The sequence below is a fragment of the Balneolaceae bacterium genome (assembly GCA_034521445.1).
In the GTDB taxonomy this organism is placed as follows: domain Bacteria; phylum Bacteroidota; class Rhodothermia; order Balneolales; family Balneolaceae; genus JAXHMM01.
Genome location: JAXHMM010000006.1, coordinates 540,694 through 561,688 on the forward strand (window position 1 = coordinate 540,694; position 20,995 = coordinate 561,688).

Here is a 20,995-nt window from a genome sequence, read left to right on the forward strand (position 1 = left end):
TCAAGATGTCCTCCTTCTGAGCTTCCCTGGGGTTCATGGAAAGGTGAGGAGTTAAGCCCGATTTGAATGCCACCCGTGCATTTGATATTGTGCAGGTGAACCTAACGGAGGCCGCACAGACTGACATTGCGCCGGTCATTCGATTCCAGACAAAAATCATGCTGCTAAAACCTGATTTACTGTCCCAGCTGGCACCCCTCGAACTGAGGGCGCGCAAAATCGTGGAGGGATTCATCTCCGGCCTCCACAAGAGCCCCTACTACGGTTTCAGCGTGGAGTTTGCTGAGCACCGTCCCTACACACCCGGCGACGAGATCAAGCATATCGACTGGAAGGTCTATGCCAAGACCGAGCGCTACTACATCAAACAGTACGAGGAGGAGACCAACCTGCGCTGCTATGTAATGCTCGACACCAGCAGCTCCATGTACTACAAGTATTTCGGGGAGTGGACCAAGCTGCGCTACGGTATTCACTTCGCCGCCGCCCTCATGTACCTGATGCACCGCCAGCGGGATGCATGCGGACTGGTACCCTTCAGCGACGAGATGGAGTCTTTCATCCCGGCCAAGTCCTCCTACACCCATCTGCGGCAGGTATTCACCATGCTGGAACAGCTGCTGGAAAAGGAAGACGAGCAGTCCGCCGGGCAGCGCAAGACCTCTTCGGCCAAGGTGATCCACGAGCTGGCTGAGCGGCTCAACCACCGCAGCCTCGTGGTGCTGGTCACCGACTTATTTGAAAACGTGGACGACCACGAGAACCTGATATCCTCCCTCAAGCATCTGCGCCACCGCAAGCACGAGGTGCTGCTCTTCAACGTGATGGAGAAGAAGAGCGAGCGGGACCTGGACTTTCCTGACCGGCGCTTTCGTATGGAGGATATGGAAACGGGGGCATCCATGGAGGTACTTCCCGCGCAGGTACGCGAAGACTACAGGAAGAAGGTGGAGGAGTACATCCACCGCTTCAAAATGGCCTGCAGCGAATTCCAGATCGACTTCGAGCAGATCGACACCCAGCAGGACTTCGACCTGGCACTGCTGGCCTATCTCAACAAGCGCAAGAACCTGGGGTAGTGGTTCTGAGCGGCCAAGAGGGGGGCTTCGGGGTGATTCAAGAATTGGCAATCAGTCCCTGCACACGAAATGAACATCGCCAATTGAGAAAGAAGAATTACTCATTCATAATGATTTTTGTAACACGTATGACCGGCACACCGGAGGAGTAGTCCGTGTAGTAGAGCCGGTTTTGATCATCTAAGTGTTTGGGAAAGAAGATAGTGGTTTCCAGCCGGGGTGTGAAGTCGTCTTCTATGGAAGTGTAGCCGAGATATTTCCCTTCCTTGTCAAGGAGCTCAATAGTGTAGGCATTCTTCTCTCCTTGTGATCCCTCCGCCGTTTGAACAAAGTGAAGTACCCACTTGTCGTTTGCCAGCAGTGCTGTGGATCTGAGCCTTATCTGGTATACTATCTGGCTGGTATTTGGAGTCGCACTTGCCGTAACTAAATTTACTCTATTTTCTCTGTAGGACCTTCTATATTGCCAGTCCAGCATCTCGTAGGAATCTCTGCCTGTAAAATGGCCTTGAACCTCCCGGACCTCCCCGCTGTTAATGTTCACCAGGTATATGGAACCATCCGTAATTTCGTGGGTGATAGCTAGTATAGAGTCGTTTAGTTTTGCCAAATTATAATCTCCCCACATAGCAAACCTGGCTTCCACGGGCTTTTCTTTGTCAAATTGCATATTGTCGTATACGTTAAAAAAGGAACGGATCCTTTCCCAGGAATAGCCATCTATCAGATGTACGGGTTTGTCTTGGTAATCTACTGGATCAAGATCATCGGCATATTCGTAAATCCAAGGTGCTGAAATGGAGACACTGGCAAACTGCTCATTCGGCAGTGGGACTAAATTACTTGCCGTCCACGTTGGATGCTGCAAAGTCTGTGACTTCAAGGAATCTCCAAAATTAAAGAACTTCGTAAGACGCCGTAATCTGCCATCATATACAATGAGTTCGTCGTTATTTCCAATAGCCATTGCTGTGATACCAATGAACTCTCCGGGCCCCCTGCCCCGCCTGCCGATATTTTTCAGATATTTACCCTCGGGACCGAATACCCGGATGGAATTGTTCATGGTCGCGACATAGATTCGGTTCTCCGAGTCTGTCCGTATGTATCTGGGACCGCCGAACAGGTACTCCTTGGGTGCATCCTCTTGATTGCCTATAACGAGCTGCTCCTCGAATGAAACCGAAAGTTCCTGGGCAAGTCCCTGATTTTGTAGGGCTAATAGTGCTGTGGCAATCAGAGAGAGAATAATTAAGGAATGAATCTTCCAAGGATACATTGGCAGGCCTGGCTTGCATTATTTAGGGAAAGCTGAGTCTACTCATTGTAAATGTTACAATGAGTAGACTAGCTTCAGGATTATTCTAAATCCAGAAAGATCAACTCATGATCTTTCAATGGATTTGCTTACGGGCAATTGTATGCTTCACCCCCCGGTCCCAATATAAGCTGGCAATTCAGGGGTGGATCTAAATCGTGATTATAATCACAGGGGTTATAAAATCCCCATGGTTGACCGCCCACCTCGCAAGCTGCTATACTCCCACAATGGTAACATGGATTGTATTCACTTGGTTCTTCCGGCCCCGATTGCCATGAATAGACATTGGAGACGGTAAACGAAGTCATACCGAAGGTAAAGACAAGTGCCGATAGGATTATCAGAGCTTTCGATTTTTTAAATAACATGGCGGTACCTCTTTTGATTTGTATTAGGATGCGCGAGAATCCAGAATGGAAGCGAGCTCATTCAGGATGTTCTCTTTATCTTCTACCGGTGTCATAGCTCCTTTGGGTAACTGTACCCTGAACATCACCTGTTCAGCGGTTTTATCGATCACGATCAGTTGACCGTCGACAGTCTCATTATGGAAAGAAGTAAGCCTTGGCGGCAGAAAGGAAGTGACACTGTACAGTTTTGGGAGCTCGAAATCTGCGACGAGGGCAAACTGCCGTGCATATTGTTCCGTCTCCCCATGAAACCATATGACCTGGTCCAGTTCCAGGTTGGAAGTGGTGTCGTTCAACAATCCTACATATTCATCAACCTCGTTCAGACAATTTCCGCAAGCTGCAGCAGGCATCAGGTACAATGCCATGACCCTCTTTGTTGAATCGCCCACATCGGTCAGCGAAGGGACATCCTCAGGTGGTTCATTCGGGATTTTAAAGCTATAGGATGAGGTATCCAGTTGATCCTCAGTCTGATAGTAGTAATCGGAATTACTTGGTTCGGTTGAGTCTGTGGCCGGAATCAGGGAGAGGATGAAAAACACGATTCCCCCGCAACACAATAGAAGTGCGATTATTTTGTCTCTAAATTTCATAAGGCGAATCTTTGCTTCGCTCTCTCTTAACCCTGATTCAGGGTAAAAAAAATAACCCTATATGCAAGATATTCCTAAATTTACGTAAATATACGTACTCAAGTAGTAGGTTGAAGAATGAGGGATAAATGGTGTAACAGAATGAGCTCGAGTAGTTTATGGGGAAGATGCCTGGTAATAAACCCCTTTCAGTAATGACTCCGGAATAGTTTTTACAGACACCCTGCAGGACTTCGACCTGGCCCTGCTGGCCTATCTCAACAAGTGGAAAAACCTGGGGTAATGGTCAGTGACCGTCGACCCATAGAATTACTCTTCCATAACTATTTTAGTAACGCGGATGACGGGTACTCCAGAGGAGTAGTCCGCGTAATAGAGCTGGTTTTGATTGTCCAGGTGCATGGCTACAAATACTGGGGAATCATCCTGCCGGGTGGTAAAATCGTCGCGAATGGGAGTGTAGCCAAGATAATTTCCATCCTTGTCAATAAATTCAATATTGTAGGTAGTGTTATTTCCTTCCGCAGTTTGTACAAAGTGAAGCAACCACTTATTGTTAGCCAGTAATGCTCTAGATCTGAGTTTAATTTGATACACTAACGTGCTGGTATTGGGGGTTGCGCTTGCTGTAACCATGTTGTAGCGATTTTCATGATAAGATCTTCTATACTGCCATTCCAGTATCTCGTAGGAGTCATGTCCCGCAAAGTGGCCTTGGACCTCCCGGACGTACCCGCTCTTAGTATTCACCAGATATATGGAACCGTCTGATATTTTATGTGTAATAGCCAGTGTGGTGTCGTTAAGTTTTGCCAGTTGATAATCCCCCCCCATGGCAAATCGGGCTTCCACTGGCTCTTCTTTGTCAAACATCATATGGTCATAGACATTAAAAAGGGAACGGGTCTTTTCCCAAGAATCACCGTCTATCAAATGTATGAGTCTATCTTTGTAATCAACGAAGTCAATATCCGCAACTTCATAAATCCAAGGGAATTGGATTTCAACTGAGGCAAACTGATTATTTGGAAGTGGGACTATATCGCTCCCAGTCCAGTCCGGATGAGTCAAGTTCAGCGACTTCAAGGAATCCCCGAAATTGTAGAACCAGGTCAGACGCCCCAGCCTGCCATCATATGCAATAAGCTCATCGTTTTTTCCGACAGCTATAGCTGAAATGGATATAAACTCTCCGGGCCCTTTGCCCCGTCGCCCAATGTTCTTCAGATATTTCCCGTCCGGACTGAATACCCGGATGGAATTATTCATGGTCGTGATATAGATTCGGTTCTCGGAATCGGTCCGTATGTATCTGGGGCCGCCGAACAGGTATTCTGCCGGTGGGTTATTTTGATTGCCAATTACGAGCTGTTCCTCAAAGGTGACCGATCGCTCTTGGGCGGCTCCCTGATTTTGTAGGAATAATACTCCTGCAATAATGATACTTAAAATAGTGAAATAACGAATCGTCAAAGAGTACACGACAAGTCTTTTGGCATATATTGAAAAAAAGTAGTTGCACCCACCCATTGCGGACATTCAATGAGTGGGCGAACTATGAAATTGCGATCAATTAAATTATGGACAATCGGTTAGTCCTTCATCAGGCCCTAACTCAAGCTGGCAATTTTGAGGCGGGTCTTCTTCGTCGTCATAGTCACAGGGATTGTAGAAACCCCAAGGTTGACCACCCAGCGCACAAGCTATATAACTTCCACAATGATAACAGGGATTATATTCTCCCGGTGGGTCCGTCTGCCACGGGGTAAACATTGGAGACGGTAAACGAAGTCATACCGAAGGTAAAGACAAGTGCCGATAGGATTATCAGCGCTTTCGATTTTTTAAATAACATGGCGGTACCTCTTTTGATTTGTGTTAGGATGCGCGAGAATCCAGAATGGAAGCGAGCTCATTCAGGATGTTCTCTTTATCTTCTACCGGTGTCATAGCTCCTTTGGGTAACTGTACCCTGAACATCACCTGTTCAGCGGTTTTATCGATCACGATCAGTTGACCGTCGACAGTCTCATTATGGAAAGAAGTAAGCCTTGGCGGCAGAAAGGAAGTGACACTGTACAGTTTTGGGAGCTCGAAATCTGCGACGAGGGCAAACTGCCGTGCATATTGTTCCGTCTCCCCATGAAACCATATGACCTGGTCCAGTTCCAGGTTGGAAGTGGTGTCGTTCAACAATCCTACATATTCATCAACCTCGTTCAGACAATTTCCGCAAGCTGCAGCAGGCATCAGGTACAATGCCATGACCCTCTTTGTTGAATCGCCCACATCGGTCAGCGAAGGGACATCCTCAGGTGGTTCATTCGGGATTTTAAAGCTATAGGATGAGGTATCCAATTGATCCTCAGTCTGATAGTAGTAATCGGAATTCCTTGGTTCGGATGAGTCGGTGGCCGGAATCAGGGAGAGGGTGAAAAACACGATTCCCCCGCAACACAATAGAAGTGCGATTATTTTGTCTCTAAATTTCATAAGGCGAATCTTTTACTTCGCTCTCTCTTAACCCTGATTCAGGGTAAGAAAATAACCCTATATGCAAGATATTCCTAAATTTACGTAATTATACGTACTCAAGTAGTAGGTTGAAGAATGAGGGATAAATGGTGTAACAGAATGAGCTCGAGTGGTTTATGGGGATGATGCCTGGTAATAAACCGCTTTCAGTAATGACTCCGGAATAGTTTTTACAGACACCCTGCAGGACTTCGACCTAGCCCTGCTGGCCTATCTCAACAAGCGGAAAAATCTGGGGTAATGGTCAGTGACCGTCGACCCATATAATTACTCTTCCATAACTATTTTAGTAACGCGGATGACGGGTACTCCGGAGGAGTAGTCTACATAGTAGAGCTGGTCTAGATCATCCAAGTGTTTGGGATAGAATTTCTGTTTTAGATCCATAATAGTTGTAAAATCATCATTTATAGGGATATATCCGAGGTAGTTTCCTCCCTGGTCAATAAACTCCATATAAGATGAACTGGTACCTCCATTCGCTGTTTGAACAAAGTTGAGTCCCCACTTGTCATTGGTCAGCAAAGCTCGAGACTCAAGTTTTTTTTGAAAGACCACTTGTTGATTTCCTCCTAATATTACAATTCCAACTCGTTCATCTGCATATACAAACTTATTATCCAATCCAGCACTACATAGGGTTCCATGCCTGTAAAGCGTTCGCAGTACCGTTGACTACGCTGTTTTTCAAATTCAAAAGGTATATTGAACCATCATAGATTTGGTTGGTGAGGGCGATGGTTGAATCGTTTAGCATCCCTATTCTATAACCGCCTCTTGAGAAATGAGCCTCTATTGGCATATTCATATCAAACATATGGTTTGATACCTTGTAATATGAGCGAATACGCTTTGAAAAACTGTTATCTACTATATGCAATAAAGAATCACCAAGATTAAGGGCATCATATTCACCTGCATATTGATATATCCAGGCTTGTTCAGGGAAGCGGTTACATACCGTTCCCTATCCTTTATAGGGAATATCTGTGCTCTCCCATCCAAGCAGGGTGTGAGGCGTTACGGGACTCCAAGGAATCACCTAAATTATAGAATATTGAAACGCGTCTTGATCTACCATCATAAATGATAAGTTCATCGTGAATGCCAATTGCCATACCTGATATAGCAATGAATTCTCCTGGCCCTCTTCCTCGTCTGCCTACCGTTTTTAGATACTTGCCATCTGGATCATATATCCGGATGGTGTTGTTCATGGTTGCTACATAGATATTATACTTAGAGTCTGTTTCAATGAACTTGGGCCCGCCGAATAGGTATTCCTTGGGTGCACTCTGTTGATCGCCAAGGACTAATTGCTCGTCAAAATTCACCGTTAACTCTTGGGCAAATCCGGGCTGATTGGAGCTTAATATTACTATCAAGATAAAATTACAGGCTACAATAAGACGGAATTGCCAAGGACTCATTGATATTTCTCAGTGTGATTTTTAAGATTCAATCGTTTCTCTTTTTCTGGTGGGTTCTTGGTGAAGAGTTATAGCATGTCCTATAAAAACAGGGGGATGTTTTTCCTAACTCCGATTATGGACAGTCCACAAGTTCATCATCACCGTTTCCAACTCCCCAAAATATACAGTACTCTGGTGTTCCATATTCACTTGGTTGTATCGTACAATCCGAGTTGTAAACGCCATAAGGTTGGCCGCCAGTAAGACATGCTGAATAACTTCCACAGTGGTAACAAGGGTCAGAAGTCTCCGGGTCCTCTATTTGCCATGAATAGACATTGGAGACGGTAAACGAAGTCAGTCCGAATGTAAAGACCAGCGCGGAAAGGATGACCAGCGCTTTCGATTTTTTAAATAACATGGCGGTACCTCTTTTGATTTGTGTTAGGATGCGCGAGAATCCAGAATGGAAGCGAGCTCATTCAGGATGTTCTCTTTATCTTCTACCGGTGTCATAGCTCCTTTGGGTAACTGTACCCTGAACATCACCTGTTCAGCGGTTTTATCGATCACGATCAGTTGACCGTCGACAGTCTCATTATGGAAAGAAGTAAGCCTTGGCGGCAGAAAGGAAGTGACACTGTACAGTTTTGGGAGCTCGAAATCTGCTACGAGGGCAAACTGCCGTGCATATTGTTCCGTCTCCCCATGAAACCTTATGACCTGGTCCAGTTCCAGGTTGGAAGTGGTGTCGTTCAACAATCCTACATATTCATCAACCTCGTTCAGACAATTTCCGCAAGCTGCAGCAGGCATCAGGTACAATGCCATGACCCTCTTTGTTGAATCGCCCACATCGGTCAGCGAAGGGACATCCTCAGGTGGTTCATTCGGGATTTTAAAGCTATAGGATGAGGTATCCAGTTGATCCTCAGTCTGATAGTAGTAATCGGAATTCCTTGGTTCGGATGAGTCGGTGGCCGGAATCAGGGAGAGGATGAAAAACACGATTCCCCCGCAACACAATAGAAGTGCGATTATTTTGTCTCTAAATTTCATAAGGCGAATCTTTACTTCGCTCTCTCTTAACCCTGATTCAGGGTAAAAAAAATAACCCTATATGCAAGATATTCCTAAATTTACGTAATTATACGTACTCAAGTAGTAGGTTGAAGAATGAGGGATAAATGGTGTAACAGAATGAGCTCGAGTGGTTTATGGGGATGATGCCTGGTAATAAACCGCTTTCAGTAATGACTCCGGAATAGTTTTTACAGACACCCTGCAGGACTTCGACCTAGCCCTGCTGGCCTATCTCAACAAGCGGAAAAATCTGGGATAGGGTGATTCAACCCGGTAGATCGGATAGCTTGATACGGTCGTAGGATCCTCTCTTATCCTCGGGGTGTGGCTCAATGCCCAGAATGGTAATTTCTTTTCGATTTGGGCCATACGTCCAGAAGATACGCCTGGCTTTCTGACCCTGGTCGAGGTACGATTGCCATATCTTCATATCGTACTTGTTGCTGAGAGCCTCAATCTCATGAGTTCGCAGGCCGGGATGACGTGGGTTGTTACTCAGGAACCGAAGGGTTTTGGCAAGTTTGTTGAACAATTCTATCTCCTGAGTGTCCATCTCACCCGTTTTTTTCTTATCAAGAAGAGAGTCCCAGAAATTTTTCATTCCCGGGACTCCCATGCGTATGGCAAACATGATTGCTCCAGGTTAGTCGAGGAGCTCCTCCAGTTCATCCATGTCGATCGGATCCGATACCTCTCCTTCTTTATACTTGGTTATGGCTTTGTCCATCATTTCCAGCGTATTTCGAGAAATTTCGTCCGGGTGAACCAGCTCGCGCGGACTCAGTTCGATGGTACCGTCCTCATGCTCGGTAACATGGTAGTACGTAGTCCGTGCCCCTCGAATGGTTATTCGTTTTTTGGAGTCCAACTTTGCGTTGTACTCCCTCACAAGGTTGTCCATAATGGCCTCCTGAACAGCGTGTCTGTAATTATTATAGTGCTGCCCTCTTTGTCTGAGGTTGCTTTTAATGTGGGAATATGGGAATTCCCACACAAATATTACGTAGATATCCTGAATAATTCAACCCTGAGGCAAACAGGTTCAGGTCACTTCCGAGCGGCGCAGCACCCAGTTGAGCAGGCGGGGAGCGAAGCGTTTCAGGTAGATGGCAATGATTTCGGTGCCGCCGATGTAGATCTCGGGCTTGCCGCGGGCCAGCTTGGGAAGCAGCTTTTTAGCGAAGGTTTCTGGCGCCATGCCCTGCTTTTGTCCTCTTCCCATCTCTCCATGCCGGCTGCCGTCGCCTTCCAGGGCGTTGACGGTTACCTGTGTTTTGACGTAGCCCGGGCAGACCAGGCTGACCTGCAGTCCCTCTCCGTACACTTCCTGGCGAAGGCAGTCGAACCAGCCGTGCAGGGCGTGTTTGGAGGCGGCGTAGGTGGAGCGCAGGCGGGTACCGAATTTGCCCATGACACTGCTGGTCACCGCGATGTGTCCCTCACCCCGCTCCAGCATGTGCGGCAGCACGGCCTTGGTGAGGGCCACCGTGCCGAAGAAGTTGATCTCCATAACGCGGCGGATTACCTCCATCTCTGCGTCCACGGCCAGGGAGCGCTGGCTGATGCCCCCGTTGTTGAACAGCAGGTCGATGCGCCCGAATATCTCTACGGCTTCTGCAGCCTTGGCAGGCAGGGTATCGGTCTCGACCAGGTCGAGAGTTAGCACATGTATGGTGCCGGAGTCACCGGCGCAGTTGGCTTTTACGCGCTCCAGTTCGTCCCGGCGGCGGGAGGATAGAATGAGTCGCGCGCCGCGTTCGCTGAATGCGTAGGCGAGGGCCTCGCCGATGCCGGAGGAGGCGCCGGTTATCCAGACGACCTTGTCTTGAAATGCCATGGGACGGGGATCTTATAGTTGGCGGTGCGGCGGTGCCGGGACCTGTCATCCGGACCGGCCGCCCACTCATGCGGTTCCAGACAAAGATGCCCAATCCCCTCCGCAGAGACAAGCCCCATGAAGTTCAGGCGAATTTTCCTATCTTGATACCCGTTTCCGATACACCGGTGCGGCCTCCGACGTCCCGCCGGCCGGAACCCAGTATAAACCATCTCAAATTCCCTTCGGCGTGAAACCCAGGCACACCATACTGCTGGTAGAGGACGAGGAGGAGCCGGCCGAAATGCTGGCTGACTTCCTGGAGATGAACGACTACCAGGTGCTGATGGCCCACGACGGGGAGGAGGCCCTGTCGCTCATTGAACAGCATGCGGGCGACATCCACCTGGCGGTGCTGGATATCATGGTACCCAAGGTGGACGGCAAGGAGGTCTGCCGTCGCATCCGCCGCCACCCGGTGCTGTCTGATATCCCCGTCATATTCCTGACGGCCAAGGACGAGGAGAAGGACGAGATCGAGGGACTGGAGCTGGGGGCGGACGACTACATCTCCAAGCCGGCCAGCCTTAATCTGGTGAAGGCTCACGTGGAATCGCTGCTGCGCCGCCAGAATCCCCGTACAGCCAACTGGCTGCAGTACGGTGACGCCTACCTTGACACGGAGGCGCGGGAGCTCTATGTGAAGGAGGAAAAGGTGGAGCTCACCTCCACCGAGTTCACCCTGCTGGAGCTGCTGTTCCAGAATCCCAAACGGGTCTACACACGACAGGAGATTCTGGCGCACATCACCGAAGACGGCAAGTACGTCTTCGACCGGACGGTGGACGTGCACATCAAGAATCTGCGGCTGAAGATGGAGGAGGCCGGCAAGTTGATAAAAACCTACCGGGGCATAGGCTACGGGATGAACCGCGAGATCATCAAGGTGTCCTGACCGATCATGTCCATCCGATCCAAACTGGCCTGGACCTTTATCCTGCTGCTTATTTTTGGCATTACCGCCATCAGCAGCTACTCCATTGTGTTCATTCGGAACTACATGCTGGAAGAGGGCAAACGCGAGATGGAGCGTGAAACCCGCTGGCTGGCCGTCACCGTGGAGAACATGGCAGACGACAGCGCATTCACACGCCACCTGCGGGAGGCGGCCGATATCTCCGGCTACCGGCTGGCTGTCTACGGGGAGGACGGCGCGTTGCTTTTCGCCTGGCCCGACAGCACCTCGCCGCATCACCCCCGGCGACTGGATACCGGTCTCCTGGCCAGCCTGGAGGCGCGCGACGGCATCCCCCTGCTGCCCGAGCGTCCTGATTCCGAGTACCTGGTCAGCATGGTACACCTGGATACCAGCGCCAATACCGCCCGATATATCCGTGCGAGCCAGCTCAAGGACGACCTCTACGCCCCTATACGCACCATCCGCTGGATCATCTACTACGGCATGTTTATCAGTATAGGATTGGTCATCCTGGTCAGCATCCTGATGGCGCGCTACCTCACCCGCCCCATCACCCGTATCAAGAACGCCGCCCAGGAGATTGCTTCGGGCGATACCAGCCGGCAGATCGACCTGGAACGCGGGGACGAATTCGGCACCCTGGCCGACTCTCTTAACCGCATGGCCTCACGCCTGCGGGCCGATACCGCACAGATTAAGCAGTTCGCCGAAAAGCAGCGGCAGTTTTTCGGGGATATCACCCACGAAATCCGCAATCCCCTGCACACCATCACCGGCGCCCTGGAGATGCTGGAGATGGAGGATCTGCCGGAGGACGAGCGTCGCAGATACCTGCGCTCCGCCCGCAAACAGACCGAGCGCATCTCCCGGCTGTTCAAGGATCTACTCACGTTGCAGCGCTACGACTCCGACGAGAAGTTTATCGAGCGCAAAACTTTCGACCTGTCCATGATAGCCGAGCACATGCTGGAGTGGTACGGGGATGCCGCCGCCGAGAAGGGCATCGACCTGCATGTGGATACCCACGAATGCCGTGCGGTCGGCGATCCCGGTAAGATCGAGCAGGTGATTGACAACCTGGTCTCCAACGCCGTCAAGTACACCTCGGAGGGTACCATTACGATGAGCTACTCGCGGGAAGACGACGAGGTGGTTGTAGAGGTTGAGGACACCGGCATAGGTATCTCCGAGGAGCACCTGGAACGGCTTTTCGACCGATTCTACCGCACCGACAAGGCGCGCTCGCGCGACAAGGGAGGCACCGGACTGGGCCTGGCCGTGGTCAAGAGCATCCTGGGCGCCCACGGCTCCGAGATCGAGGTGGAGAGCGAGCCGGGAAGGGGCACCAGCTTTTGGTTCAGTCTGCCGGCTTCCGGCTAAGGCAATTTATTCCAGTCTGTATAGGTTATACCGGGGGGGAACATCCTTACCAGAATTCAGACAATATATTTTCATCGATTCGATGACTGCCTACGCTGGTCGTACACACCGATTCCTTTTTGAAATCCCGCCGACACTTCTGCTGGGGCTGCTGTTGCTGTTGACAGGCTGTGCGCCCACGGCGGAGGTAAGGGACGAGTGGGCGGATAAGGTGACATCGGGAACGTACGGTTGGATCAATTTTAATACCGGGGAGGTCAAAAATCCGGATCCCTATCCCCCTTCCCGCATCGATTATCTCAGGGGCAATCTCTATCCCGAGTATTCCCAGCAATGCCTGCAGCAGTTGAGAAGCTTGACCGGAGCAGTAACCGTTGAGATCCACTTTCTGCTCACGGAGCAGGGTCACCCGGGCCAGTTCATCACCATGTCTGATACTCCCGCTACCTGTAACAGGGATATCATCGATGCACTCCGCACCCTTTCCTTCCAGCCCGGAGTGCGGGATGGAGAGCCGGTCGCCTCGGTAGGCGAATTTGCCCTGCGACTAACTCCCGGGGGAGGGTTTAAGATCGACCAGTAAAACAGGGTGGTCGGACAGCTGGGGGTTTACCTACGATGGGTTAACGAGGCATTTTGTTGCATTGCAACACCCGGAAAAATTGTCATTAAAAACTCATAATGACAATGTCATTGTCTCCATCAGTATGGTCTATGCCGACCAGATGGTTTTCATGTATTTCATAAATATTAAACAGGGGGGGGACCAGGATTTTTCCCATCTTTTTTGAATGCCTGTCTACCCTCAATATGATACCATAGTTTTTATTCGCTGTGAATAAAGTGTAGTAAAAATGATCTTCGGAAGGAATAAAATTTATGAAAAACGGGAGTTCCATACCCTCCGCCAACACTTCAGGATCTTGTACATTACTCCCTTGAATTACCGATTTAAGAAAATTAATCTCTTCTTCGCCTGCCATCGGCTTAGGATAACCCGATAAATTAAATTCTTCAGATGATCCATTCTGGGTGTTTACCGTGGTTATAGAAAGAGTTGCAGAGTTCGAATAGTAAAATTGTACATCTTTCATTTTCCATATTGTACTTGCTCCAAGGGGATTTTCTCTTCTAACCCCATTTGACTCAAATGTGTCGCTTCCCGGCATATCAAACTGGTGTCGCTGCAGGTGGAAATCATCATCCAGTCGATATACCTCAATATCATTATTTTCCCCACTGGCGATCTGAACGCTCTTAAACACTCCCAGATATCCATCATCTGTCTCATACAGAGCATTTAAATTACGGGAGTCATAATCAGGCAGTCTTATTTCACGCTCTGGCTCAAATCCACCTTCCAGGATTGAGTAAATGGATACTACTCCAGAACGGCCATCATAGACATGAAGTCGATTATCTCTCCCAATATGGATTTGATTTATGGCAAAAAACTCATTCGGGCCGCCTCCTGACCCTCCGATACTATCCAAAAGGGCACCATTGAGCTCCATTAAATTTAAAGTCCAGTTAGAAGCATCAACTACCACCATCCGTCCCTCACCATCCATAGTCAGATCCAGGGGTGAATACACATTCGTGGTGGAAGTTTCAATTCGAGTACTATCTTGAAGAATGATCTCTTCAACTTCCGAGATGAATTGATCAAACGAATGCTCATTTTTGTCTGGATCGTTGGAACAGGAGATCGCAATTAACCCAATTGCAAGATATTTAATGTATTTAGAATACTTCATATTTAAAACATAGTATTGGGCATCCAATTTACTTGGATGCCCAATACTATAGTAAACAATCTTGGATTAATTTTCACCAGGTTGTTCTATACAGATGTCATATGAGGCTTGACACGCGTTGTCCCATACTGCGTGTTCAGTGGCTTGGAATAACCAATGGTAAGGATTACCAGCTTCACACTGGTCAAGGATCACTTGGCACATTTCTTCGGAGGCCTCAGTAGAATTTGTGATTCCCACAATCAAAACTGGGGTCATCATTAATGTGAGCATGATAGTTTTTATTTTCATAATTAAAGATAATTTATTTAAATTTTAGTGTATGTGTTTAGTTATGCTTTTGTAGAATTAAATACAAAAATTAAACTACTCATCATATTGAGTGTTCCTAGTTTTCAGGTTTTTAACTATTCCAGAACGGCCATCATAGATATAGAGTCGATTATCTCTCCCAATATGGATTTGATTTATGGCAAAAAACTCATTCGGGCCGCCTCCTGACCCTCCGATACTATCCAAAAGGGCACCATTGAGCTCCATTAAATTTAAAGTCCAGTTAGAAGCATCAACTACCACCATCCGTCTCTCACCATCCATAGTCAGATCCAGGGGTGAATACACATTCGTGGTGGAGAGCAAGCCCGGCCGGGGGATGTGCTTCTGGTTCAGCCTGCCGGGATACTAATGTTCCTGTCGGTCAAACACATATATAGCAGGATGTGATATGCTATTTAGATAAACTCGTCCATCCGATTGAGAAATAAACGACATCGAAATCGACTCGTTACCTTTGGTTCTGTCCCGGATATCATATCTGCCCTCTACTTCGTAATTATTATTGGTATCAATGATAGTCAATGTATTGTCGATGATTGCATAGAGATGCCCGCTTTCTGAGAGTTTGAAATCGGTGATATATCTTCGTACCGCGCCTTCCATCCGGCCAATATTATCTACTGGGATTGCTTCAGGATTGTCTATGTCGCTAAAGGAGTCAGCGGTAAACTGGATGGTCGAGGTCAGATTTAGATTATCGTCGAACAGAAATAGATAGGGGAATCCGGGATAAGCGGCCATAGTCACACCGTTGGTAGCATCTATTTGGAATGTATTATAACCTGATGGCTCTTTGCCCATAGGAATCAATCTTGGAAGGAGTGAATCGTATTCAGCATACGGCTCTGCATTATTATATACCTGGGTCAGGTTTTTCGCACCGGACCTGGTTGATGCAAAAATGTAGTTATTAGAGGCAGCCAGGTCGTCAAGTCCCACATATATATTGAATGATTTTATATAGTTGAAAGTATCATATTCATATTGATTGACTCGTGATAGTGACCCGTCTGCAATAAAAATGTGCTCCTCACTGGAAAAGATAGCACTTACACTCTCAAATTCTCCAGGCCCTCTTCCTTTCCGTCCAATCGCATCAATTATTGTATTTGAAGTGTCGGCGATTAATACTGTCGGTTGCCGTAGATCGGTGATGTACACCCTCTCACCCTTTGCAAAAGTATTCGTCGGTGAGGTCAACAGGAGATCCGCATCTACTGAATCCTGCTGAATGATGTTTTCTGGACCAAGGGAAATGTCCGTAATCGGAATCTGATCCAAATTGATTGTATTTAAACTTGTTTCGTCAATTAGAGTCTTCAATACTTCTGACTCTGTGCCGAATTGCATGGAAGAATTACTTTCGCAACTGACGATAAAAGTTATACTCAGGATGCAGAAAAGGATGCTTTTAAACTGAATAGTCATGATGCGGACCATTTGATAAAAAACTCAAATATAATTTACTAAATAGAAATGAGCTACCCTGCAACTTTACTTGCCTGGTAGCTCATTGATGATGTCCATAGAAGACTAGTTAATCATGGGAACATTACATGTTTCGACACCATCACAAATGGTGCCGGTGAAATCTCCCTGCCCCTCAGCTACATCTATTAGCCCGTCTCCACAATCCATATTCATATCCCAATTTGTATCAGTCTGTATGAATACAACTTCGCAGCTTTCCGATGCATCACAATAGGTCATACACATTGGATCACCAGGTTGATACGCTTCGATTGGAGTTGTCACTAAAAAAAGAGCTATAAGTGCAATTGCATTCAGAAATTTTGTCTTGGTAGTCATAAGATAGATGATTTATAGATATTATTTTATATAGCGATATATGTAGGTTCATGGTAACTCCAATCCTATCGGTTAGATGTTTTTTTAGATCACTCTCCTTCTCGCAAGCTTCAAATACACTAAAAAAAAATACCCAAAGTGCAAGAATTTAAAGGGATTTACGTATTTTTACGGATATGATTAGTAGCAATATTATACTGGGTATCCTGCTCAATTATTTGGAGTATAGTAAGTTAGAATGATTACGGGTTTGCAGAAGTACTTTGGTAGGGAAATGATACTGTTTGAGGAAATTGGCTCAAGAATTGTAGTGATGAGTTCGGGAAGGCCGATAGGAGAGGTATATCTATATCTGTTATTGTTGCTCCTGTTCGGCGATGAGAAGATTGTCCAATGAGTGGGTGGCGAAAACTATCGAGGTTTCCGGGACACGGTATTCAGAAAACGGTATGACCTGAGACACGTCACTCCCCCATCATCCCCCGAAGATGGAAAGTAGAATGAAGGCAATCAGGTAGGCGCAGAGCAGGTAGAGGTTCCTGTTTGAATGCGGGTACTGGTGCTGGAATGAAGTTCCCATGGTGCGGTAATTGGACTGCCCGGAAGCAGTAGTTACGGGTGCATGAGTCTCTCTAGCCACTCTGACTTATGTTATCGGCAAAACCCGTAAAAACTTGAATTACCAGCAGATAGGGTATAGGATGATATTCTCGACTTATTGTCCCAATTTCGCAATGTGGCGACGCTTATTCCAAGTAGTGAGGTGAATTCTTGTTGTGTCATGTTGTACTTTTCGCGGATGGTAGGAGCGTCCGGTTCCTCTATGACGGAATGTCGAGTTGATTTTCTGGTACCTCTTTTTATTTCTCCAGCCTGTTTGATGCTTTCAAGCAAGTCATTGAAAATTTCTTCATTCATTGGAGTTGGTTCTCCACCAATTTTTCAAGGCTGCTGGTGAAAATGGATTTTTCAAAGAGTTCCATTTATAGCGAGAGTACATTTTGCAACATTATCCTACCCCCCTCCCCAAGGTAATTGGAGGTTCTACCTGTGGGATCCTTACGCTGACTTTCTAGAACCGTTCTAAATAGGCCCGGGCCCCCTCCCTCTTCAAATTCCCTTCATATAGGCTGGGTTTTTTGCCCTTTGTTAAAAAGCCGATGTGTAAAACGGAAATATGCCGTCTGACGAGATACGCCTTGGAATTGTGCTGATGAACCTGGGGGGACCCACGGGCGAGGACCATGTGCGGCCGTTTTTGTACAACCTGTTTCGAGACGAGGACATCATAAAGCTGGGAGGGGGACGCGTGCAGGAGCTCTTTGCGCGCGTCATCGCCAAATTCCGCGCCCCCTCCGTCCGGGAGGACTACGAAGAGATCAACGGCTGTCCCAAGGGCTGTACGGGCAACAGGCACTGCCTCAATCGCCAGAACAGCGTGGTGTCCACTTGCTGCTCGCCCATCAACGGACTGACCGAGCGGCAGCGCAGGGGATTGGAAAAGCATTTCAGGAAGGAGCATCCCGACCTGGACGTGTCCGTCTACACATGCATGCGCTATTGGATTCCCTTCGCCGATCAGATCATGGACGACATGGTGGACGACGGCATCACTCACGCCGTGATGCTTCCCCTCTACCCGCAGTTTTCGTGGACCACCACGGGCTCCAGTTTCCGAGACTGGGAAAACCATCGGCGGGAGAAATTCGGCAGCCTTGAGAACACCCCCTGGAAGGAGTACCAGGTGAAGAACTACCACCGGAATCCCTATTATCTGGAAGCCCTCAACGCCCGCATCGATGAGGCCATGGAGGAGCTGGAACCGGAGACGCGCGAGAAGACTCACCTGGTCTTCAGCGCACACGGCACGCCCAAAAAGGAGGTGCGCAGCGGAGATCCCTACACCACGGAGATCGAGCAGACCATGGAGGCCATTATGGAGATGCGCGGCCTGCGGGAGGACTATTGGATCGGCTACCAGTCGAAGGTAGGGCCCGGTGAGTGGACCCAGCCGAATACCGCTGAGCTGGTGGAGCGTCAGGTACAGTACGGTATCCGAAATTTCGTGCTGGTGCCCGTCGCCTTTGTGACCGACCATATAGAAACGCTCTACGAGTTGGGCGTGGAGCTGCCGGAGGATCTTGAGGAGGAGGGCTATCACTTTGAGAACATCAAGGTCATGCCTGGCATCAACGACCATCCGAAATTTATCTGGGCGCTGGCCGACGAGACCCTCAAGAAAGTGGGATACCTGTTTGACGAAATCCAAGAGAAGCCGGTTAATCCTGGGTCATGACCGAAAAGGCACCTGACATAGAGGAGTTCTGCTGCGTGGGCGTCAACCACTGGGAGGCGGCCATAGAGGTGCGCGAGGGTTTCAGCCTTGACGCCGCCCGCACCCAGGCCCTGCTGGAAGGGGCCAAGAGGGAGGGTGTGCCCGGGCTGATCGTGGTATCTACCTGCAACCGTACCGAGCTTTTTGCCCACGGAGCGGGCACGCAGGAGCTCATTCGCCTGCTGGTGACCTATTCCGACGGCTCGCTGGACGAGTTCCACAGTCACGGATTCGAGTACAGCGGTCTGGAGGCGGTAGACCACCTTTTTCAGGTGGCTGTGGGAGTCGACTCGCAGATCCTGGGCGATCTGCAGGTCGTCAACCAGGTGAAGGAGGGTTACGAGATGGCCTCCGAAATGGATGCCGTTTCCGGGGAGCTGCACCGTATGATGCAGCACGTCTTCCGTGCCCACAAGCGCTCGCGCAACGAGACCTCCCTGGGTGAGGGCGCTGCCACCACGGCCTATGCTGCCGTGCAGTTCGCCATGAAGACCTTTGACAACCTGGCCGACAAGGAGATCCTGCTGGTGGGCACAGGCAAGATCGGGAAGGTGACCTGCCGCAACCTGGTGAGCCTGGGCGCCCGTAGGGTGACCCTGGTGAACCGCACCCCCGAGCGGGCGGAGTTCGTGGCCGACAGGTTTGACCTGGATTTTGCCCCTATGGAGGAGATGGCCGGGCAGATCGCTTCGGCCGATTTGGTGATCGTAGCTACGGGCGCATCCGAGCCGGTGGTCACCATGGAGCACATGGCCCCCTCCCGTGAGAACAAGAAGTTCAAGGTGCTGCTTGACCTGTCGGTGCCGCGCAATATCGACCCGGCCATCGGGGAGCTGGACTTTGTCGATCTGGCGAACATGGATTTTCTCAGCGATGTCACCGACAAGGCCTATCGCAAGCGGGAGGAGAACATCCCGCTGGTTAAAAAGATTATCGACGATGAGCTTACCGATTACCGCAACTGGCTGAGCAAGCAGAAGGTGGTTCCCACCATCAAGGCCCTCACCCAGAAGTTTGAGAATATCCGCGAGGACGAGTTCGAGTTTTTCAAGAACAAGCTCGCGGAAGCCGACCGGGAAAAGGTGGACAACCTGACCCGCCGTATCGTCAACAAGATTGCAGCCTATTCCATCGAGCACCTCCGCGACCACCACGAATCAGAGCAGGTGACAAAGGTGGTGCACGACATGTTCAAGCTGGAAAGCGACCCCGGCAATGAGTAAGATCACCTCACTGCGTATAGGCACGCGGGACAGCGAACTGGCCGTCTGGCAGGCTACGCAGGTGGCCGAAGGGCTGCAGGCCCGTGGATACCGCACCGAGCTGGTGCATGTGAAGACCGAGGGCGATATCGACCTGGAGACGCCACTTTCAGAGCTGGGCGGCAAAGGCGTGTTCACCAAGGCCCTCGACGTGGCCCTGATAAACGGAGAGATCGACCTGGCGGTGCACTCCCACAAAGACCTTCCCACCGTAAATCCCCTTCCCCTGGAGGTGGCCGCCGTGCTGGAGCGGGGCGATCCGCGCGATTCCCTGGTAGCGCCCGGTGGAACGGATTTCCTGGAGGGTGACGCGCCCGCCGTGGTCGCCACCGGCAGCAACCGCCGCCGTGCCCAGTGGCTCAACCGCTACCCGCACCACCAGATGGCCGACCTGCGGGGCAATGTGAACACCCGCCTGGAGAAGATTGAGCGTCATGGCTGGAAGGGCGCCATCTTCGCCGCGGCCGGCCTGCAGCGCATAGGGCTGGAGGGGCGCATTGCGTCCTATCTCGACTGGATGGTGCCCGCTCCGGCCCAGGCCGCCATGGCTGTGATGGTGCGCGAGGACGACGACGAGGTCCGGCAGGCCGTGGCCGTACTAGATCATAAGGAAACCGCCCTCTGCACCCGCCTGGAGCGAGAGTTCCTTCGGGAGATGGAGGCCGGGTGCAGCGCGCCGGTAGGCGCCCATGCCCGCCTGGAGGAGGGCATGGTACATTTCAAGGCGGTGGCTCTCACGCTGGACGGCACCACGCGCTACGATATTGAAAAAGAGCTCTCCCCTGACCGCACCGGTGGGGAGGGAGCGGCCGCCGCCCGCGAGCTGCTGGACCGCGGTGCCGACCGTATCATGGACTCCCTGAAATCCTGATCGATTCACTTCAC

Annotated in this window: 19 protein-coding genes; 7 read left to right on the forward strand and 12 right to left on the reverse strand. The window is 49.7% G+C overall.

All coding sequences use genetic code 11. From position 1 onward, the window contains the following. The first annotated feature begins 158 nt into the window (after positions 1–158). Positions 159–1,079, forward strand: a complete 921-nt coding sequence (locus U5K31_09835) for a DUF58 domain-containing protein (GenBank protein ID MDZ7773019.1) — start codon at positions 159–161, stop codon at positions 1,077–1,079. A 97-nt stretch (positions 1,080–1,176) separates the two neighbouring features. Here U5K31_09835 and U5K31_09840 read toward each other — a convergent pair whose 3' ends face one another. The 9 genes from U5K31_09840 to U5K31_09880 form a co-directional block, all read right to left on the reverse strand. Continuing rightward, a complete protein-coding gene (locus U5K31_09840; GenBank protein ID MDZ7773020.1) occupies positions 1,177–2,358 on the reverse strand; it encodes a 6-bladed beta-propeller in 1,182 nt (393 codons plus the stop codon). A gap of 433 nt (positions 2,359–2,791) precedes the next feature. Further along, on the reverse strand, positions 2,792–3,406 hold the full coding sequence (locus U5K31_09845; GenBank protein ID MDZ7773021.1) for a hypothetical protein: 615 nt from the start codon (positions 3,404–3,406) through the stop codon (positions 2,792–2,794). Between the two features lie 309 nt (positions 3,407–3,715). Then, positions 3,716–4,945, reverse strand: coding sequence for a 6-bladed beta-propeller (locus U5K31_09850; GenBank protein ID MDZ7773022.1), 1,230 nt, complete (start codon positions 4,943–4,945; stop codon positions 3,716–3,718). A gap of 339 nt (positions 4,946–5,284) precedes the next feature. Further along, the gene (locus U5K31_09855; protein MDZ7773023.1) at positions 5,285–5,899 is read right to left on the reverse strand and encodes a hypothetical protein; all 615 of its coding nucleotides are present in this window, start codon (positions 5,897–5,899) and stop codon (positions 5,285–5,287) included. A gap of 309 nt (positions 5,900–6,208) precedes the next feature. Next, complete coding sequence (locus U5K31_09860; protein ID MDZ7773024.1) at positions 6,209–6,565, reverse strand: hypothetical protein; 357 nt, start codon at positions 6,563–6,565, stop codon at positions 6,209–6,211. A gap of 1,232 nt (positions 6,566–7,797) precedes the next feature. Then, positions 7,798–8,412: a hypothetical protein gene (locus tag U5K31_09865; GenBank protein MDZ7773025.1), complete on the reverse strand. Its 615-nt coding sequence runs from the start codon at positions 8,410–8,412 to the stop codon at positions 7,798–7,800. 289 nt (positions 8,413–8,701) lie between these two features. Further along, on the reverse strand, positions 8,702–9,067 hold the full coding sequence (locus U5K31_09870) for a hypothetical protein (GenBank protein MDZ7773026.1): 366 nt from the start codon (positions 9,065–9,067) through the stop codon (positions 8,702–8,704). Between the two features lie 12 nt (positions 9,068–9,079). Then, on the reverse strand, positions 9,080–9,337 hold the full coding sequence (locus U5K31_09875; GenBank protein ID MDZ7773027.1) for a hypothetical protein: 258 nt from the start codon (positions 9,335–9,337) through the stop codon (positions 9,080–9,082). 141 nt (positions 9,338–9,478) lie between these two features. Continuing rightward, positions 9,479–10,273 carry an SDR family oxidoreductase gene (locus tag U5K31_09880; GenBank protein ID MDZ7773028.1) on the reverse strand — a complete coding sequence of 265 codons (795 nt, stop codon included), beginning with the start codon at positions 10,271–10,273 and terminating at the stop codon, positions 9,479–9,481. Positions 10,274–10,502: 229 nt separating this feature from the next. Between U5K31_09880 and U5K31_09885 the strand changes: the two genes are divergently transcribed. From U5K31_09885 to U5K31_09895, 3 genes are all read left to right on the forward strand, one after another. Beyond that, positions 10,503–11,207: a response regulator transcription factor gene (locus tag U5K31_09885; GenBank protein ID MDZ7773029.1), complete on the forward strand. Its 705-nt coding sequence runs from the start codon at positions 10,503–10,505 to the stop codon at positions 11,205–11,207. Positions 11,208–11,213: 6 nt separating this feature from the next. Further along, entirely contained in the window at positions 11,214–12,611 is a 1,398-nt protein-coding gene (locus U5K31_09890; GenBank protein MDZ7773030.1) for a HAMP domain-containing sensor histidine kinase, read from the forward strand. A gap of 82 nt (positions 12,612–12,693) precedes the next feature. After that, complete coding sequence (locus U5K31_09895) at positions 12,694–13,194, forward strand: hypothetical protein (GenBank protein ID MDZ7773031.1); 501 nt, start codon at positions 12,694–12,696, stop codon at positions 13,192–13,194. 85 nt (positions 13,195–13,279) lie between these two features. Here the strand turns inward: U5K31_09895 and U5K31_09900 are convergent, their stop codons facing one another. From U5K31_09900 to U5K31_09910, 3 genes are all read right to left on the reverse strand, one after another. Next, complete coding sequence (locus tag U5K31_09900; GenBank protein MDZ7773032.1) at positions 13,280–14,368, reverse strand: 6-bladed beta-propeller; 1,089 nt, start codon at positions 14,366–14,368, stop codon at positions 13,280–13,282. A gap of 681 nt (positions 14,369–15,049) precedes the next feature. Then, positions 15,050–16,132 (reverse strand): 6-bladed beta-propeller, encoded by a 1,083-nt coding sequence (locus tag U5K31_09905; GenBank protein ID MDZ7773033.1) that lies wholly within the window; start codon positions 16,130–16,132, stop codon positions 15,050–15,052. A gap of 105 nt (positions 16,133–16,237) precedes the next feature. Further along, positions 16,238–16,513, reverse strand: coding sequence for a hypothetical protein (locus U5K31_09910; GenBank protein MDZ7773034.1), 276 nt, complete (start codon positions 16,511–16,513; stop codon positions 16,238–16,240). 1,177 nt (positions 16,514–17,690) lie between these two features. Here U5K31_09910 and hemH point away from each other — a divergent pair. From hemH to hemC, 3 genes are read left to right on the forward strand one after another with little or no spacing between them, the layout of a single operon-like run. Beyond that, positions 17,691–18,809: a ferrochelatase gene (hemH, locus tag U5K31_09915; protein ID MDZ7773035.1), complete on the forward strand. Its 1,119-nt coding sequence runs from the start codon at positions 17,691–17,693 to the stop codon at positions 18,807–18,809. After that, positions 18,806–20,071: a glutamyl-tRNA reductase gene (gene hemA, locus U5K31_09920; GenBank protein MDZ7773036.1), complete on the forward strand. Its 1,266-nt coding sequence runs from the start codon at positions 18,806–18,808 to the stop codon at positions 20,069–20,071. Before hemH ends, hemA begins: the two co-directional genes overlap by 4 nt. Next, complete coding sequence (gene hemC / locus U5K31_09925) at positions 20,064–20,981, forward strand: hydroxymethylbilane synthase (protein ID MDZ7773037.1); 918 nt, start codon at positions 20,064–20,066, stop codon at positions 20,979–20,981. The genes hemA and hemC overlap by 8 nt, the downstream gene beginning before the upstream one ends. The last annotated feature ends 14 nt before the right edge of the window (positions 20,982–20,995 follow it).